Annotated in this window: 12 protein-coding genes and 6 tRNA genes; 4 read left to right on the top strand and 14 right to left on the bottom strand. The window is 44.4% G+C overall.

Annotated elements, in window-relative coordinates; translation table 11 throughout:
- Positions 1–43: 43 nt before the first annotated feature.
- From rpoC to EYB58_RS09010, 14 genes are all read right to left on the bottom strand, one after another.
- Complete coding sequence (rpoC, locus tag EYB58_RS09075; RefSeq protein WP_111956855.1) at positions 44–4426, bottom strand: DNA-directed RNA polymerase subunit beta'; 4383 nt, start codon at positions 4424–4426, stop codon at positions 44–46.
- Positions 4427–4436: 10 nt separating this feature from the next.
- Positions 4437–8567, bottom strand: a complete 4131-nt coding sequence (gene rpoB / locus EYB58_RS09070; protein WP_111956995.1) for a DNA-directed RNA polymerase subunit beta — start codon at positions 8565–8567, stop codon at positions 4437–4439.
- A 112-nt stretch (positions 8568–8679) separates the two neighbouring features.
- Entirely contained in the window at positions 8680–9072 is a 393-nt protein-coding gene (rplL, locus tag EYB58_RS09065; RefSeq protein ID WP_111956853.1) for a 50S ribosomal protein L7/L12, read from the bottom strand.
- 69 nt (positions 9073–9141) lie between these two features.
- Positions 9142–9666: a 50S ribosomal protein L10 gene (gene rplJ / locus EYB58_RS09060; RefSeq protein WP_111956845.1), complete on the bottom strand. Its 525-nt coding sequence runs from the start codon at positions 9664–9666 to the stop codon at positions 9142–9144.
- Positions 9667–9856: 190 nt separating this feature from the next.
- The gene (gene rplA / locus EYB58_RS09055; protein ID WP_111956843.1) at positions 9857–10546 is read right to left on the bottom strand and encodes a 50S ribosomal protein L1; all 690 of its coding nucleotides are present in this window, start codon (positions 10544–10546) and stop codon (positions 9857–9859) included.
- 24 nt (positions 10547–10570) lie between these two features.
- A complete protein-coding gene (gene rplK / locus EYB58_RS09050) occupies positions 10571–10993 on the bottom strand; it encodes a 50S ribosomal protein L11 (RefSeq protein ID WP_020589518.1) in 423 nt (140 codons plus the stop codon).
- Between the two features lie 35 nt (positions 10994–11028).
- Positions 11029–11559 carry a transcription termination/antitermination protein NusG gene (gene nusG / locus EYB58_RS09045; RefSeq protein ID WP_111956841.1) on the bottom strand — a complete coding sequence of 177 codons (531 nt, stop codon included), beginning with the start codon at positions 11557–11559 and terminating at the stop codon, positions 11029–11031.
- Between the two features lie 17 nt (positions 11560–11576).
- Positions 11577–11828, bottom strand: a complete 252-nt coding sequence (gene secE, locus EYB58_RS09040; protein WP_111956839.1) for a preprotein translocase subunit SecE — start codon at positions 11826–11828, stop codon at positions 11577–11579.
- A gap of 167 nt (positions 11829–11995) precedes the next feature.
- Positions 11996–12072, bottom strand: a tRNA-Trp gene (locus EYB58_RS09035).
- 10 nt (positions 12073–12082) lie between these two features.
- Positions 12083–12232, bottom strand: a complete 150-nt coding sequence (rpmG, locus tag EYB58_RS09030; protein ID WP_423201855.1) for a 50S ribosomal protein L33 — start codon at positions 12230–12232, stop codon at positions 12083–12085.
- Positions 12233–12349: 117 nt separating this feature from the next.
- A tRNA-Thr gene (locus tag EYB58_RS09025) sits at positions 12350–12426 on the bottom strand.
- 44 nt (positions 12427–12470) lie between these two features.
- Positions 12471–12546, bottom strand: a tRNA-Gly gene (locus tag EYB58_RS09020).
- An 85-nt stretch (positions 12547–12631) separates the two neighbouring features.
- Positions 12632–12716, bottom strand: a tRNA-Tyr gene (locus EYB58_RS09015).
- A 10-nt stretch (positions 12717–12726) separates the two neighbouring features.
- Positions 12727–12802: transfer RNA gene (locus tag EYB58_RS09010), tRNA-Thr, on the bottom strand.
- 437 nt (positions 12803–13239) lie between these two features.
- Here EYB58_RS09010 and EYB58_RS09005 point away from each other — a divergent pair.
- The 4 genes from EYB58_RS09005 (at position 13240) to EYB58_RS08990 (ending at position 18615) form a co-directional block, all read left to right on the top strand.
- Complete coding sequence (locus tag EYB58_RS09005) at positions 13240–14964, top strand: lytic transglycosylase (RefSeq protein ID WP_111956836.1); 1725 nt, start codon at positions 13240–13242, stop codon at positions 14962–14964.
- A 749-nt stretch (positions 14965–15713) separates the two neighbouring features.
- Complete coding sequence (locus EYB58_RS09000) at positions 15714–17090, top strand: IS4 family transposase (RefSeq protein ID WP_131072014.1); 1377 nt, start codon at positions 15714–15716, stop codon at positions 17088–17090.
- Positions 17091–17258: 168 nt separating this feature from the next.
- Positions 17259–17333 (top strand) — tRNA-Arg (locus tag EYB58_RS08995).
- A 52-nt stretch (positions 17334–17385) separates the two neighbouring features.
- Positions 17386–18615, top strand: a complete 1230-nt coding sequence (locus EYB58_RS08990; protein ID WP_111952773.1) for a peptidase U32 family protein — start codon at positions 17386–17388, stop codon at positions 18613–18615.
- The last annotated feature ends 155 nt before the right edge of the window (positions 18616–18770 follow it).

Here is an 18770-nt window from a genome sequence, read left to right as displayed (position 1 = left end):
TCTACTTATACTTTTCCAAAATGTCAACAATATTTTATTTTTTCTATACCTCAGCGAATTCACCATATCCAACTTCCAGATCACGATAGCCAGGGAACCCAGTACCCGCAGGGATGAGCCTACCCATGACGACATTTTCTTTCAACCCCTTAAGGCTGTCATATTTACCTTCAATGGCCGCTAGGGTGAGCACCTTGGTGGTTTCCTGAAACGATGCCGCAGATAAAAAACTATCTGTGGACAATGAGGCTTTGGTAATACCAAGAATCAGGGGTTCGCCCTTTGCCGGTTCACCGCCCTCCATGGCAACTTTACGGTTGGTTTCCTCAAAGAGAATACGATCAACTTGTTCATCGGGGATAAAATTTGTATCTCCAGTGGAGATCACTTTAACCCGGCGCATCATTTGGCGGATAACAACTTCGATGTGCTTGTCATTGATTCGTACACCTTGAAGCCTGTAAACTTCCTGAACCTCATCAACTAGGTATTTGGCCAGCGCCACTTCACCTTTGATATTCATGATATCCTGGGGATTGGCAGAACCTGCAATCAGCGGATCACCTGATTTTACATAATCACCGTCATATACAGACACATGCTGCCCCTTGGGGATGGCGTACTCTTTTGCCTCGCCAACATCGCCGGGCTTAACCGTAACTTTCTGGCGGCCTTTAGTCCCCTTTGAAACAGTGACATAGCCATTAATTTCAGTCAGCACAGACGGATCCTTTGGTTTTCTAACCTCAAAAAGCTCGGCAACTCTTGGCAGACCACCGGTAATGTCCTTGGTCTTTGTGGTAGCACGCGGCAACTTGGCAATAACATCGCCAGCCATAATGTTGTCATCTTCCTCTACAGTAAGAATAGCATTTACCGGCAGGTAATATCTGGCAGGTGTTTTAGAGTTGGGTAGCTTGACCGCTTTACCCTCTTTATCCTTGACGGTGATCCTGGGTCGAATCTCAACATCCTTGCCTTCAATGATCGTTCTTGACACCTTGCCGGTAACCGGGTCAATCTGTTCTTGAACCGTATTACCCACGATAATATCAGCAAATCTTATCCGACCGGATACTTCAGTGATGATCGGTGTGGTAAAGGGGTCCCAGGAGGCTATAATATCACCCGGCTCAATCTGCTGACCATCCTTGGCATGGAGGGTAGCACCATAAATGACGCTATCCTTAGCACGCTCACGCCCCTCCTCCCCGACAATGGTCACACCGCCACCTTTACGGTTCATGACAATAACAACGCCCTGGGCCGAAGTTACGGTCTGAATATCGTCATTAAACTTTAAAATTCCACCGACTCGGGCTTTGACTTCAGCGACCTCGACCTTTCTAGACGCTGTACCGCCAATGTGAAAGGTACGCATGGTCAACTGGGTACCCGGCTCGCCAATGGACTGGGCCGCCACAATACCAATGGCCTGACCGATTTCCACGGTGACACCATGGGCAAGGTCACGGCCGTAGCATCTTGAACAGACACCGTGCTTTGAGTTGCATGTCAAGACGGATCTGATTTTTACCCGCTGAACGCCTGCTGCTTCAATTTTAACCACATCGGCTTCATCAAGTTCTGTATCAGAAGCCACAATAAATTCATCTGAATAGGGATCGCGGATATCCTCTTGGGTAACACGCCCAAGAATTCTTTCCCCAAGGGTCTGAATAATCTCCCCGCCCTCATACAACGCTTCAACTTCAATGCCGTTAATAGTACCACAATCAGGCTCCACTATGGTGCAATCCTGGCCGACATCAGCCAGACGACGGGTAAGGTAACCGGAGTTGGCAGTTTTCAATGCAGTATCAGCCAGTCCCTTACGGGCACCATGGGTGGAAATAAAGTACTGGAGCACGGACAGGCCTTCACGGAAACATGCCGTGATGGGATTTTCAATGATCTCACCGGAAGGTTTGGCCATCAACCCACGCATGCCCGCCAACTGGCGCATCTGATCCTTGGAACCACGGGCACCGGAATCCGCCATGACATAGACGGCATTGAGTTCTTCCGAACTGTCTGCCCCCTCTTTTTGGGGCGGATTTTTCATTACCTCCATCATGGCATTGGCAATATCATCTGTGGCCTGGGCCCAGATATCAACCACTTTGTTGTATTTCTCACCCTGGGTAATCAGGCCTTCGGAATACTGATTTTTGATATCTTCAATATTTTTTTCAGCCTTACCAATCAACTCCCATTTATTTGCCGGAATAATCATGTCATCAATACAGATGGACAAACCGCCAAGCGTTGAGTTCTTGTATCCAATGTCCTTTAGACGATCGGAAAGGATAACGGTTTCCTTTAAGCCAATATTTCTGTAGGCATAGTCAATGAGCTTTACAATGGATTTCTTATCCATAAGCTTGTTCACCAGACTAAACGGCAACGTAGAAGTTCTTTCTTCCACTTTGAAAATGGTGTACTTGTCGCCCACCATCCGAACATCTGTGAATTGCCCTTGTTTAAGTCCATAAAGCTGCTCCACCACGACGTCGGAAACCTGGAAAAGGTTTTTAAATTCCTTACGTGTTAAAACACCTGTTATCCCCCGGGTCTTTTTAATTTCCTCATCCCCGTATTTATCGAGGACAGCATCGAAATCATCTCCGGCCTTCAATTCAACAAGTGCGGCTTCTGCATCCTCGAGAGCTTCGGTCCGGATACGACTCATGTTCAAAAGTACATCACCGGGAATGGTTTCCCACAGAAGAATCCGGCCCGTGGTAGTTTCATAAATAACATCGTCAATACGAACTTTAATTTTGGCGTGAATATTCAGTTCCCCTGCATCAAAGGCAAAGCGCACCTCGTCGATACTTGAAAAGGTGACCCCTTCTCCTTGCTGACCTGACATTGCCCGGGTCATATAATATATACCCAAGACAATGTCCTGGGTGGGAACAATAATGGGTTGGCCGTTTGCCGGGGACAAAATATTGTTGGTGGACAGCATCATGATCCTGGCTTCCAGCTGGGATTCCAGGGACAGGGGCACATGGACGGCCATCTGGTCCCCGTCAAAGTCAGCGTTGAATGCCGGGCACACAAGCGGATGAAGCTGAATGGCCTTGCCTTCGATCAGCACCGGCTCAAATGCCTGGAAGCCAAGACGATGCAAGGTAGGCGCACGGTTAAGCATCACCGGGTATTCCTTTACCACTGCTTCAAGGGCATCCCATACTTCAGTCTCTTCGCGTTCAACCATTTTCTTGGCACTTTTAACCGTGGAAACCAGGCTTTTCTGCTCAAGGTAATTGTAAATAAACGGCTTGAACAGCTCCAAAGCCATTTTTTTGGGAATGCCGCACTGGTGGAGGCGAAGTTCAGAGCCTACGGTAATAACGGTACGGCCGGAATAATCCACTCGTTTACCTAAGAGATTCTGGCGGAAACGCCCCTGCTTGCCTTTGAGCGTATCAGACAGGGATTTCAACGGACGTTTGTTGGTACCTGTGACCACCCGCCCATGGCGTCCATTGTCAAAAAGCACGTCCACGGCTTCCTGAAGCATCCGCTTCTCGTTTCGGACAATAATATCAGGTGCATTGAGATCAACCAACCGTTTAAGACGGTTATTGCGGTTGAGCACCCGGCGATACAGATCATTGAGATCCGAGGTTGCAAACCTGCCGCCTTCAAGGGGAACAAGAGGACGCAGATCCGGAGGCAGAATGGGGCAAGCCGTCAGAATCATCCGGGAAGGCTCTATTCCTGAGGTCAAAAAGGCGTCAATCACCTTCATGCGCTTGGACATTTTCTGCTGCTTGGCCATGGATTTAGTCAAGCCGATCTCTTCGGTAAGTTCGTCATGAACCGCCTGAAGATCAATCTCATTAAGCAAAGTCAAAATGGCTTCTGCGCCGAGCCCGGCGATAAAGCCTTCCTCACCAAATGTCTCAATAGCCTCATAATATTGGTCATCGGAGAGCAACTGCATTTTTTTCAGCCCCGTGTCCTTAGGGTCGATGACAATATATGAATCAAAATAAAGAACCTTTTCCAGATTCTTCAACGTTATGTCCAGGACATTACCGATCTTGGAAGGCAGACTTTTCAGGAACCAGATATGGGAGACAGGCGCAGCAAGTTCAATATGCGCCATACGCTCGCGTCTGACTTTGGACTGAATAACCTCAACCCCGCATTTTTCGCAAACCACACCCCGGTGCTTCATGCGTTTGTATTTACCGCAATTACACTCGTAATCTTTGGTCGGTCCAAATACCTTGGCACAGAAAAGACCGTCACGTTCGGGCTTAAAGGTTCGATAGTTGATGGTCTCGGGTTTTTTTATTTCGCCGTAGGACCATTCCCGAATCTGATCTGATGATGCAAGGCTAATCTGAACGCCCTTGTAACTTTGGGGATCCTTGGGTTTTGCGAAGAAATCATAAATATTATCCAATGTCTTCTCCTTATTTGCTGCCTTCTATAAGATTCATATCCAGCCCCAGAGCATTGAGCTCTTTAATCAGAACCCTGAAAGATTCAGGCATTCCAGGTTCCAGGACATTCTGGCCTTTAACAATTTTTTCATACATACGGGTCCGGCCGGTCATGTCATCGGATTTCACCGTAAGAAATTCCTGAAGCGCATGGGCAGCACCGTAGGCCTCCATGGCCCAGACCTCCATTTCTCCAAGACGCTGGCCGCCGAACTGTGCTTTACCGCCAAGAGGCTGCTGGGTGACAAGGGAATACGGTCCGATTGACCGTGCATGCAACTTATCATCAACCAGATGGTGAAGCTTAAGCATATACAAGGTCCCCACAGTAACCGGTTTATCAAATTGCCTTCCGGTACGCCCGTCATAAAGGATGGATTGGCCCGATGGGTCACTTTCCGACATGCATATCAATTCCTTGATCTCTTCCTCTGTGGCACCGTCAAATACCGGTGTGGCAGTATGAACGCCGTTTTTATAAAGGGAGACAAACTCCATGAATTGTTCATCATCCATGGCATCAATATCCCGGACAATGACATCATCCACCTGCCCTTCCCTTTGTTTCTGGGTCAAGGAGAATATCTGTTTGGCCTTGTCCCGCAATGCGTCCAATCGTTTTTCCTCCAGCATTTCGTCAATCTGTTGGCCCAGGGCATAGGCAGCCCGACCCAGATGAATCTCAAGGATCTGCCCCACATTCATACGGGAAGGAACACCAAGGGGGTTAAGCACCATATCAACAGGACGACCATCTGCAAAATAAGGCAGGTCCTCGACCCGAAGAATTCTTGAAACAACACCCTTGTTCCCGTGGCGGCCAGCCATTTTATCCCCCACGGAAAGCACCCGTAACAGGGCAACAGAAATTTTAATCAGCTTGAGAACCCCCGGAGGAAGGTCATCACCCTTTTCAAATCGGGAGACCTGACGATTGAAATGCTCCCTGGCCTGTTTTATCTGAGCCTGAGCCTGTTCAAGGATAACTTGAACCTTCTCTGTTAATACGGCATCCTCAACAGTGACATTTACCAGTACGGACACAGGTATTTTTTCAAAAAGACCAGGAACAACTTTTGTTCCGGCCTTAACCAGAACCTTGCCGTTTCGTTCCAGATCATTGAACAGTGCATGACCGTCAAGCACGGATTCAACTTTCTCACGACCGACATCGGAAATTATTCTTATCTCATCATCACGGTCTTTTTCAAAACGCTCTATCTCTGCATCTTCGATCTGACGTGTTCGGTCATCCTTTGGCAGACCGCGGCGTGAAAAGACTTTGGCGTCAATCACCTTTCCATGAACACCCGGAGGTACACAAAGAGAGGTATCCTTTACGTCCCCAGCTTTTTCACCGAAAATGGCACGCAGCAGCTTTTCTTCAGGAGAGAGCTGGGTTTCGCCCTTGGGCGTAATTTTACCAACTAAAATATCACCGGGCTTGACCTCAGCACCAAGACGGATAATGCCACTGTCATCCAAGTTTTTCAAAGCATCTTCACCCACATTGGGAATATCCCTGGTGATCTCTTCCTTGCCAAGTTTGGTATCCCTGGCCAGGACCTCAAATTCCTCAACATGAACAGAAGTATACACACCATCCTTAACCAGGCGCTCGGATACCAGTATGGAATCCTCATAATTATAACCATCCCAGGGCATGAAGGCGACGGTCACATTTTTCCCAAGCGCCAGTTCCCCCAGTTCCGTGGACGGACCATCCGCAATGACGTGCCCTTTTTGAACCCGCTCATTCTTTTTCACAATGGGTCTGTGATTAAAGCAGGTGTTCTGGTTGGATCGAACAAACTTGGTACAGTTATAGATGGAAACAGCTTTATTAAATTTTGGATCATCATTATCATCATTTTTAACAACAATGCGCTTTGAATCCACATCAACCACCACCCCGTCGCATTCAGCCACGATGGTAACCCCGGAGTCCCTAGCAACAACCGCTTCCATACCGGTACCCACTAAAGGGGCTTCACTGCGAATCAACGGCACGGCCTGACGCTGCATGTTGGAACCCATAAGCGCCCTGTTTGCGTCATCATTTTCAAGGAAAGGGATCAGAGATGCGGATACGGATACCAACTGGTTTGGCGACACGTCCATAAACTTTACCTCTTCAGGTGCCACCATCTCAAATTCCCCGCCCACCCGTGCAGATACCGTGGGATTGATAAAATTCCCATCAGCGTCCAACGGAGCATTGGCCTGGGCAATGGGGAGTTCCTTTTCTTCAAAAGCACTTAAATGTTGAATTATTTTGCTGGCATTGCCTTCATTTACTATCCTGAAAGGAGTTTCAATAAATCCAAAATCATTCACCCGGGCATAGGTACACAGAGAAACAATCAATCCAATGTTGGGCCCCTCAGGGGTCTCAATGGGACAGATACGGCCGTAATGGGACGGATGAACGTCACGCACCTCAAAGCCTGCACGTTCACGGGTCAAACCACCAGGTCCCAAAGCTGAAAGCCTACGTTTATGAGTGGTTTCAGACAAAGGATTGGTCTGATCCATGAATTGGGACAATTGTGACGTGCCAAAGAATTCGCGAACAACCGCAGAGACAGGCTTGGGATTGATAAGGTCGTGGGGCATCATGGCGTCCACCTCCTGCATGCTCATCTTTTCCTTGATAGCCCGCTCCATGCGAACAAGACCGATGCGGTAGTGGTTTTCCAACAGTTCACCCACAGCTCGAACCCGTCGATTTCCCAGGTGGTCGATATCATCAACTTTGCCTTGGGTATCTTTGAGTTCAATCAGCGTGGCTGCGGTAAGCAGAACATCCTCTTTTCTCAGGGTTTTTACATCAATCTTCGTATTTACCCCAAGACGATGATTCATTTTAAGACGGCCCACCTTGGACAAGTCGTAATATGCCTGGCGAAAGAATAAATGATCAATAAAATCCTGGGCCACCTCAATGGTGGCAGGATTGCCGGGACGAAGCCTGCGATAAATATCCATTAAGGCCTCTTCCTTGGATTCAATCTTGTCTGAAACCAGGGTTTTACGCATGCAATCTGAACTGCGGGGGTCTACATAAAGAATTTCAAAGGTGTCAACATCCTTTTCCTCAAGTAGCTCAAAAGTATCCTCTGCAATGGTATCACCGGATTTAAACAAGGGAGTCGAATCATTGGGTTGCAAAAAAAAGTTACCAGCGAACGCTTTACCAATAAGGTCTTCTTCAGAAATAGGAATAAAATCCAAATTTTCATCGGCAAGTTGTTTTAAAGCTCGTTTGGTAAAAATTCGACCAGCCTTAACCACGACATCACCGGTTTCAGTAGATTTTATATCATAGCCAGCCCGTTGACGGACCAAATTTTCAGGAATGAATTCTCTGAAATAAGAACCGTTTTTACGTATAATTTTTTCCTTGGTATAGAAAAAATCAAGAATATCTTCCCCTGTGTATCCAAATGCTTTGAAAAGAATAGACACAGGAAATTTACGCCGGCGGTCAATACGGATATAGACGATATCCTTGGCATCAATTTCCATGTCAATCCAGGAACCGCGCACTGGAATAATTCGGGCATTATAAATAATCTTACCCGAGGAATAATTTTTCCCTTTGTCATGATCAAAAAATACACCGGAAGAGCGATGAAGCTGGGAGACAACTGCACGTTCAGTTCCGTTGATGATAAAGGTTCCCCTGGGTGTCATCAAAGGAATGGTACCAAAATATATTTCCTGCTCCTTTATATCGCGGATAGTTGACACACCTGTATCTTTGTCATGGTCATAGACGACAAGCCGAACCCTAATATTGACCGGGATATCATAGGTCATCCCGCGACTGATACACTCCTGCATGGAGTGTTTGGTCTCCCCAAAGGAATAAGAGACATATTCAAGGGAAGATGTATCGGTAAAATCCTTGATGGGAAACACGGATTTAAAAACCGAATGCAGTCCCTTTTCCTCTCTGTCCTGGGGTGAAACATCCCTTTGAAGAAAACCTTCAAAGGAGTCTCTTTGCATCCCAATGAGATCCGGGATGTCTATAATTTTACGTTTACCGCCAAACTCTTTTCTAACACGCTTGTTCGTCAAAAGACTTCCGGCCATGATATCTCCCGATGTGAGTTTTTCCAACTGTAAAAGCGGAGACACGACCCACTGGCCTTGCCCCCGCATATAGTTTATGCACAAACTACTTGTGCTTATCAGCTATGCTAAACTACTTTACAGACACCTGAGCACCGGCACCCTCAAGCTGTTCTTTGATTTTGTCTGCCTCTTCTTTGGCAATACCTTCTTTTACAGCTTTTGGAGCTTCTTCAACAAGTGCCTTGGCTTCTTTCAGCCCAAGACCGGTGATCGCGCGAACTTCCTTGATTACATTAATTTTCTTGTCACCGGCAGCCTCAAGGATAACGTCAAATTCTGTTTTTTCTTCTTCTGCAGCACCACCTGCATCACCGCCAGCAGGCATGGCACCTGCAGCAAAGGCAACGGGTGCGGCGGCGGATACACCAAATTTGTCTTCAAGTTCTTTAATCAGTTCGGAAAGCTCCAGAACGCTCATATTTGAAATAAATTCAATTACATCATCTTTTGTAAGATCAGCCATTTTAATCTCCTGAAAATATACGAATATCTGAATCGTACTTATAAATTTAAAGTTTTGGTTTATTTTAAGTTACGCTGCATCTTTTTGATCTTTAACAGCATTAAGCACATTGAGAAAAGATCTTGGAACACCGGCCAGCACATTGACAAAATTCGTGGGAACAGCATTGAGTGTGCATACCAGCTTGGCCAACAACTCTTCTTTGGACGGCATCTTAGCAAGCTGCGTGATATCTTCTTCGCTTAAAAATTTTCCGTCAAGAGACGCCCCTTTGAGCTGCATTTTCTCATTGGTTTTCAGAAATTCTGATATGACCTTGGCAGGTCCCACAGGATCATCCTTGGAAATGATGATCGCATTCGGTCCTTTAAAAAGATCAGTTAATACCTCCGAGCCTGTTCCTTTCGCCGCCAGTCTCATTAAGGTATTCTTTACGACTGCCATTTGAGCGCCGGCTTCCCGAAGCTTTGCGCGAAGTTCAGTCACCTGGGACACAGTCAGTCCCTTGTAGTCGACCAGAAAAGAAATCTCTGCATCGCCGAGTTCCTTTGCAAGCTTTTCGACCAGTCCTTTTTTCTGGGAAATATTCAGCATTTTTTCACACCTCCTTCCTTAAATAAATTAGTGTCGAAGGTGCCAACGAAACCAAAACAAAATTTATTTTCTGTCTCGGCAGGCCGGCAAATCCGATTATGCATAAAATATGCACCTACTGTCTAGGACAGGTTTAAAACGTGTTTCGATCACTAAAAACGAAACACGCTGATTATTGATCAACTATCTATCAGATCAACAAAGGGTCCACTTTGATACCAGGACCCATTGTTGAGGATACACTAATGGATTTCAGGTAGATCCCCTTGCTTGATGCAGGCTTGAGAGAGACAATCTTATCAAGAAAAACGGTTACATTTTCCAACAATTTTTCAGCACCGAAGGATATTTTACCAACAGGAACATGCACAATACCGGCTTTTTCAACCCTGAAATCAATTTTTCCGGCTTTTACTTCGTTAATGGCCTTGGCAAGTTCAAATGTTACGGTACCGGTTTTTGCATTGGGCATAAGTCCCCTTGGGCCTAGTACACGCCCGAGTTTTCCAACGGTACCCATCATGTCAGGGGTAGCAATAGCTTTATCAAAACCGAACCAGCCATCCTTAATTTTCTCAACGATCTCATCTGTGGCAATGAAGTCTGCGCCTGCATCAAGGGCTTCCTGTTCTTTTTCACCTTTGGCAAATACCAGGACTTTCACCTCTTTACCCAGTCCATTGGGCAGAACAACGGTTCCACGAACCATCTGGTCTGCATGCCGTGGGTCAACCCCCAGCCTTACGGCGACATCAACCGTTTCGTCAAATTTTGCATAACTGGAAGATACAGCAATTTCCAGGGCATCCTTGGGTCCATACTGAACCATTCTGTCCACGTTGCTCAGTGCTTCGTTATGTTTTTTACTCCGCTTAGGCATTTTAATCACTCTTATACTTGAAAGTTAAACGACTTCTATTCCCATACTCCTGGCTGTGCCTTCAATAATTCTTACGGCAGCATCAATATCCGAGGCGTTCAAATCTGGTTTTTTGGTTTCTGCAATTGCGACAACCTGATCTCTTGTCACTTTGCCAACCTTATCACGGTTCGGCTCTCCAGACCCCTTAGAAAGCTTGGCTGCAGCCAAAAGCAGTCTTGAAGCAGGCGGGGTTTTGGTTATGAAGCTGAAAGACCTGTCCTGATACACCGTGATAACGACTGGAATAATCTGTCCCGCATCATTGGCGGTTTTAGCGTTAAACGCCTTACAGAAATCCATGATGTTGACACCGTGTTGCCCCAGAGCCGGACCAATGGGGGGAGACGGATTTGCCTTACCGGCTTCAACTTGAAGCTTAATCTGTGTCATTACTTTTTTTGCCATTTTATTACTCCTGAAACTCTTTATTTATAACCCGACTAAATCTTGGTTACCTGTATAAAATTCAATTCGACTGGGGTGGCGCGCCCGAAAATGCTAACCAGCACTTTGACCTTTTCCTTGTCCGGAGATACTTCTTCTATAGTACCGTTGAAATTGGAAAAAGGGCCATCAACAACCCGCACATCATCGCCCGGCTCAAAATAATACTTTGGCTGGGGTTTTTCCTTACCTTGCTCCATTTTTTCAATGATGATCTGGGCTTCTCTGTCGGTTATTGGGGCAGGTTTGTTTTTCCCACCAAGAAAACCGGTAACCTTAGCAGTGGAACTTACAATATGCCACGTCTCGTTATCCAGATGCATACGCACAAGAATATATCCGGGGTAAAATTTTCTAGAAGATTGCTTTTTTTTCCCATCCACCAATTCAACAACATTTTCGGAGGGAATCAGGATGTCCCCGAATTTTTCCGGATGTTTCGATCCCTGGATTTTCTCTTCCAAGGCAAGCTTCACCTTCTGCTCATGACCGGAATAAACGTGGACGACATACCATTTTAAAGACATCTTAATTTCCCTTAACCTTAAGTAAGGACAACTTGGACAAGCTTGGACAGGCTGTAATCAAAAACGCCCAGAAAAACAGCAACGATGAACACAAAAATAATAACCACAACCGTAGTTCCTGTTGTCTGTTTTCGGGTCGGCCAGACAACTTTTTTCAGTTCAACTTTTACTTCCCGGAAAAACTCTACTGTCCTTGTAAAAAAGTTCCCCAAACCTGGCTGTCCCACCGGCTTTTCAAGCCTGGGACCGGAAACAGATGACGGTTGCACCGACTTCCCCGCTACAGTCGATCTTACAGTAACACCAGCTTCCCCATCAGTCTCACCAACTCGTTTCCGTTTTTCGCTTTGAGGCTTTTTTTTCTGTAATCTCGACATATTCCACCGATAAATTGCTCCCTAATTAATATACTATCAATTCGGAGGCCTAAAAAAAGTGGCAGGTCAGGAGGGAGTCGAACCCCCAACATCCGGATTTGGAGTCCGGCGCTCTACCAATTAGAGCTACTGACCTGCATGGTAAACTATTTTATTTTTGTCTCTTTGTGGACGAGATGTTTATTACAGAATTTGCAATATTTTTTAAATTCAATCTTATCCGGAGAGTTGCGTTTGTTTTTGGTCGTTGTATAATTTCTTCTCTTGCATTCAGTACAGGCAAGAGCAATAAGCACTCTGTCCACTTTCAACCCCTTGACGTTTATTTTTAATATTGCCTACATCGCCTATTTATTGCCTACAACGGCAAATGGCGTTTTGTTTAAATACGGTATAAATCTTTTAGCACAATTTGGAGCCCATGACCAGAATCGAACTGGTGAACCTCTTCCTTACCAAGGAAGCGCTCTACCAACTGAGCTACATGGGCTTGAAGCGCCATACAATATAAAATAGCGCACAGGAGACTACGAATGGAGCGGGAGACGAGGCTCGAACTCGCGACATTCAGCTTGGAAGGCTGAAGCTCTACCAACTGAGCTACTCCCGCTTATGACAAGCCTAATTCAAGTCAATAAACCAAACCGAGCATGTAGTCCCAACAATCTAAACTTGTAGATCTCCTACATTAGTTTTGGTGGTGGGGGGAGGATTTGAACCTCCGAAGGCTGAGCCGTCAGATTTACAGTCTGATCCCTTTGACCACTCGGGAACCCCACCCAAGCTATTTTGGAGCCGATACCCCGAGTCGAACGGAGGACATTCTCATTACAAGTGAGATGCTCTACCAACTGAGCTATATCGGCTTACTTTAAGCTACACATCTTCCGTAGCGAAAAGACCGAGCAAAGATAACAGAACATTTTTGATATGGCAAGCCCTTTTGTATAAAAAAACATATTTTTTTCCAACATAGTGTCAATAAATATATTTCGAATATTCCGCAAGCCCATAAAATAAGAAACCAACAAAGAATAAAATTATAAACTTTCCCGCAATACAACGTTCTTTAATTTTCTATTGAAAGGTTAAAACTCAATAAAAACAATAGTTCCACGATATTTTTTCATTGACATTCCATGCGATCTTCATTACACAAATAGATATTCCAATACCAGTCATAAACTGATTTGGTCTATCGATACTGAATATTCTATTCACAACAAAACATGATAGTAATTTAGCAGTCTAAATTTTTAAATTCAAAATTTTTATATTAAACAGCTATCGGTAAGGAGACGAAGTGAATACTTACAAATTGGCCGCATTTATTTTTGCCTTATTTCTGATTAGCGGCTGCCAGCAGTCCCACTTGTCAGCCAATAAGCCCTTAACAGACCAAAACATTAAAAAGACTGATGCTCGGAGTGAGTGTAGCCTCCAACCCGAAACAAAAGACCGAAACCAAGATCCGAATTCTGATCAGGAAAAAATAGATCAGGCCCTTGAACTTTGCAGTGTGGCACAAAATTACTGGAAAGAGGGTAGCCTTGAAGAGGCTTTATCTAGCCTGGATGCATCCTATGCCCTAATGCTTGAAATTGATACGACTGACAATTCTCAGGTGAATCAACAAAAAGAGGACATTCGTTATCTTATCTCCAAACGTGTTCTTGAAATTTATGCATCCCGTCAGATTGTTGTAACCGGTCATCATGACGCCATCCCCATCACCTTGAACGATCATGTGAATGCTGAGATTAAACGCTTGACCGGACCTGAACGTAGATTTTTTATCCATTCACTTAACCGCTCCTGTCGCTACCGTCCATTTATTGTTCAAGAGCTTAAAAAAGCAGGATTACCTGAAGAGATCTCCTGGCTTCCCTTGATTGAAAGTGGCTATAAGAACCGGGCGTTATCCCCGGCAAGGGCGCTTGGCCTGTGGCAGTTCATACCCTCAACCGGCAATAAATTCGGATTAAACCGCAATCATTATATAGATGAACGCATGGATCCTGAAAAAGCCACCAGGGCCGCCATTGATTATCTCAAAGAACTGCACAATCTGTTCGGGGACTGGACCACCGCCATTGCAGCTTACAATTGTGGTGAATACCGTGTACTAAAGACAATTCGCAAACAGAAACTCAACTACTTGGACAATTTCTGGGATCTATACCAGAACCTGCCCCGGGAAACAGCAAGGTATGTGCCAAGATTTCTGGCGACTGTTCATATTGTCAGGAACCTGGAAAAATACGATATTGTTATAGACACCCCCCTAAAGCCGCTTGAATATAAAACCTTTGACATAAAAAAACAGGTCCGTTTAAGTGAGATTGCAAAAGCAATTAATGTGGATACAGACACGCTTGTCTCTCTTAATCCGGAGCTGCGTCATGAAGTCCTGCCACCTGAGCCTTACACAATTAAGATACCGGTGGATAATGCCGACCAGTTTATGACCAAGATAGATGCCATTAAAACAACTTACCACCAGCCCCCCCAGTACGCCTACTACCGTGTACGCAAGGGAGATACCTTATCAGGCATTGCTGGCAAATTTAAAACTTCTGTAAGTGCCATTGCCAGGTACAATAAAATTTCAAAAAAAAGCTGTATTGTTATTGGCAAGGTATTAAAAATTCCAGGGTCGAAGCGATCAAATTACGAGGCAAGTGCAAAGACAGCCTCAAAAGCCTACAAAAAATCAAAAAACATTACGTATACCGTGCGCCGAGGAGACAACCTGTGGATGATTGCCAGAAAATTCTCTACGACCACAAAACGGATCAAAGCGCTTAACAAATTATCAGGGCCCAAGCTAAGCATAGGTCAACGACTGACGATTGTCACTGGGGATATAGGAGACAACAAAAAATTCTCAAGATACAAAGTCAAATCCGGGGACAGTCCTATGCGCATTGCAAAAAGACACAATATGAGTCTTGACCGCCTACTGTCATTAAATCATTTAAGTAAGAGAAGCAAAATTTATCCCGGCCAGAAATTGCTTGTAGAGTAAAACCTCAGAAGCAAGCACCCGCTTTAATTTTTAGTTTGGCCTTGGTGCATTCTTATTATGAGTCGGAATTCGAATAATAAAATGCGCTCCTTTTCCTGGCTCTGAAAGTAAGGCAAGTGTCCTTTGTGGTTTTCAGTAATTATAAAATACGATACAAAAAGTCCAAGGCCGGTTCCTACGCCAACAGGTTTCGTTGTAAAAATGGATCAAAGACCTTGGACTTTCTTGTCTCATCCATACCAAGCCCGTTGTCGTCTATTTATACGCAGACCATTTCAGGTGTTTCTTTTTTGTAAATTCTAATTATAAATTTAGGGGTGCCTGTTTCCGTCGTCTGCATGGTTTGGGCACCGTTGAAAAGAATATTCAATAGGACCTGTTAAATTTTTGTGCCTTCACAGGGCAACATAGGAAGATCCCCGGTATATTCCTTGATTATGATTCATAAATGGCATCAAGCATACGAAAAACTTCTCTTTTTTCCATTTTCCATGAAGACCTTGATATCCTCCATGAAAATTTCGAGTTCGTCTACCACCTTAAAATTTACGGGCATATCAATATTTGATCAAAGACAAGAAAGAACTCCAACCTCTCTATAATTAATACCTCAACTTTCGGTGATTAAAAATGATAGTGAATAAAAACACAACAAACTGATTTTATTATTTAAATTGACGAATTTCACTTTATATGATACGCTTTGTTTACCACTAAACAAACATTTCATACAAAGGAAATTCGCCAAAATGAATACTACCCTTACCAACGTAGAAAATCAAATGACAAATTCAGAACAAATCGGCGTACTCAATGATTATTTTACAAAATTCAAAATTGGTAAGTTATTGAATCAATCAGGAATCGTTAAAACCAAAGGAGCCTCACCGCTTGCCATTTTCACAGCCCTATTTAACTTGGCATTTCACAACAAGAATTTATACCAGGGCATTGTGAAAAATAAAAAAGTTGATGTCGATAAGGACGCCGCTTACAATTTTTTGAACTCTCCAACATATAACTGGCGGCGGTTTACCCTTCAGCTCTGCCGCCGAATTTATTTTATCATCAGAAAGCTCCTTGATGATTCTTCTGAAGAAGTTCTTATCTTCGACGATTCTACCTATAGCAGAAACCGTTCTAAAAAAGTCGAGCTTTTATCCCGGGTGTTTGATCATACAGATATGAAGTACATCAAAGGATTCCGGATGCTGACTCTTGGCTGGTCTGACGGTAACAGTTTTCTTGGACTTGATTTTGCCCTTTTATCATCTGTAGACAAAAAGAATCGATACAATGAAATAAATCCTGATATTGATAAAAGGACCTGCGGATATCATCGCCGCCAGGAAGCGGTTACAAAAACCACAGCCCATCTCGTACCGATGGTAAAAAGAGCCCTTGATATGGGTGTCCGGGCTAAGTATATTTTAATGGACAGTTGGTTTTCGATGCCGTCAGCAATCGCAAATTTGCGGGAATACATACACGTCATATGCATGCTGAAAGATCATCCAAAATGGCTTTATGAATATCAAGGCAAAAAGCTTAGGCTGTCCGAACTCTATGGAAAATTGAAGAAAAAACGAGGAAGAGCAAAAGTCAAAGCCCAAGCTATTGTTACTCTTTCCAACGGCAAGCAGGCAAAAATCATTTTTGTTCCCTGTGATAAAAAACGTGGCTGGCTTGCACTCCTGTCGACAGATTTGGCCCTTCCTAATGAAGAAATCATTCGTCTGTACGGCAAACGTTGGGATATAGAGGTCTTTTTCAAAATGTGCAAACAGCACTTAAAATTGGTGAAGGAAATACAAATTCGAAATTACGATGGCCTTGTGGGCCATACATCTCTGGTTATTGCCAGGTATAATATTCTCAGCCTTTATCAGCGGCAATGTATGGATCAGAGATCATTCGGGGAGCTCTTCAGGGCCTGTAACGATGAGATGACCAATTTGTCTTTTATGGTTTCTTTGGAGCGGATCATGCGTTTAGCTTTGGTAAATATTCGGCAATTATTTAATTTTACCGAGCGTATGGTTCAAGTGATGCTTGATCAGGTAATGGGCCAAGCTCTCAAGTATTTCGGTTTTTCAAGTAGGCCTGAGGAATTATTGGGGGTGTAAATTTACTCCTCCGAAAGTTGAGTTAATACATAAATCACAACCGAATCAATTTATCACTTGCTTTCATAATAATTTTAGAATATATCCAGATTTTCCATTAAGTTGAACGCTTGAGTATTGTCTAAAAGGCCAGGTTATGATACTTATAGCCCGAATTAATAAAGATGTGCCCCCGTAGCTCAGTGGATAGAGCATAGGATTCCTAATCCTTGAGCGCAAGTTCGATTCTTGCCGGGGGCACCATTATTTTAACAGATCTTGGCCGTGTGGATATTTTTGCCGCAACTGGGATACGATGCCGGATGTTTTAAAAAAACCTGAGTTGCTTGCACCGGCCGGCAACTTTGAAAAACTTGAAATTGCAGTCCATTACGGGGCAGATGCGGTGTATCTGGGCGGTAAGGATTTCAGTCTGAGAAATTTTTCAGGCAACTTTACAGACGACGAACTTGAAGCTGCGATAAAATTTGCCGAAAAACACCAAGTCAAAGTATATCTTACCTGCAACATTTACTCCCGCAACCATGAACAGGACAGTATCGAAGCCTTTCTGGAAAGGATAGGCAATATCGCACCCCATGCCATTATCATTTCGGACCCGGGTATTATTCTAAAGGCCAGGCAGATTATCCCCCATATTGACATCCATTTGAGCACCCAGGCTAATACCACAAATTTCAATGCAGTTCTTTTCTGGGAACAGCAGGGCATTAAACGAATAAATCTGGCAAGGGAATTATCCATTGAAGAGATAAAAACCATTACATCGCGCACAACAATCCAGACGGAGACCTTTGTCCATGGCGCCATGTGCATGTCCTACTCAGGCAGGTGCCTTTTGAGCAGCTTCTTAAGTGGCCGGGACAGCAACAGGGGACTATGCAGCCATCCCTGCCGTTGGAATTACGCTGTCATGGAAGAGCTTCGACCCAATGAATATTATCCTGTCCAGGAGGACAGCCGCGGAACCTACATCTTTAACTCCAAGGATATGTGTCTGATAGACCACATTCCCGAATTAATCCATGCCGGAATTTCTTCCTTTAAAATAGAGGGCAGGATGAAAGGAATAAATTATCTGAGTTCTGTGGTAAAAACATATCGTAACGCCATTGACGCATATATCGCAGAACCGAATTCTTATTCCGTCCGCCCGGAATGGCATTCAGAACTATACCGAATATATCACCGGGCCTATTGCACCGGGTTCTATTTTGGCCATCCGGATGGCAAATCAAAAAACACCTTGAACCCCGGTAACTTGCACAAAGGAAAGATTCATAGCTTTATAGGTAAAATCCTTGAAAACCGTGGGAAACATCTATATTTGATTGACATCAGAAACAAGCTGATACCTGGTGACGAAATAGAGGTCCTCAGCCCCCAAGGCCCTGCACGGCAAACCAAGGTATTGTCACTGACGAATGAAAAAGGCGAACCCGTAGACAATGCGAAACCCAATACCCGCCTGCTGATTGGGATACCTCTGGACGTCTATCACAACGATATTGTTCGCAAAATATGAAATCATTGCAATCACAGCCATGGCCTGACCGGGTTTTTAACCGTGGTTCAGACCACAGTGAAAGTTTAAAAATCTTAGCATGTTACAAACAATTTTCTATAAAAAATCCGGTGATATCTTTAATTTGACTTTACATTATATTTTCTGTAGATTAT

It is taken from the genome of Desulfobacter hydrogenophilus, assembly GCF_004319545.1.
GTDB lineage: Bacteria > Desulfobacterota > Desulfobacteria > Desulfobacterales > Desulfobacteraceae > Desulfobacter > Desulfobacter hydrogenophilus.
This window is presented reverse-complemented; position numbering and strand designations above follow the sequence as displayed.

Bases quoted from the DNA above. Each gene is read 5' to 3' on its own strand.
- rplK (WP_020589518.1), bottom strand. From the start codon at position 10,993: ATGGCAAAAAAAGTAATGACACAGATTAAGCTTCAAGTTGAAGCCGGT.
- rplA (WP_111956843.1), bottom strand. From the start codon at position 10,546: ATGCCTAAGCGGAGTAAAAAACATAACGAAGCACTGAGCAACGTGGAC.
- rplL (WP_111956853.1), bottom strand. From the start codon at position 9,072: ATGGCTGATCTTACAAAAGATGATGTAATTGAATTTATTTCAAATATG.
- nusG (WP_111956841.1), bottom strand. From the start codon at position 11,559: ATGTCTTTAAAATGGTATGTCGTCCACGTTTATTCCGGTCATGAGCAG.
- rpoB (WP_111956995.1), bottom strand. From the start codon at position 8,567: ATGGCCGGAAGTCTTTTGACGAACAAGCGTGTTAGAAAAGAGTTTGGC.
- EYB58_RS08990 (WP_111952773.1), top strand. From the start codon at position 17,386: ATGCCGGATGTTTTAAAAAAACCTGAGTTGCTTGCACCGGCCGGCAAC.
- EYB58_RS09000 (WP_131072014.1), top strand. From the start codon at position 15,714: ATGAATACTACCCTTACCAACGTAGAAAATCAAATGACAAATTCAGAA.
- rplJ (WP_111956845.1), bottom strand. From the start codon at position 9,666: ATGCTGAATATTTCCCAGAAAAAAGGACTGGTCGAAAAGCTTGCAAAG.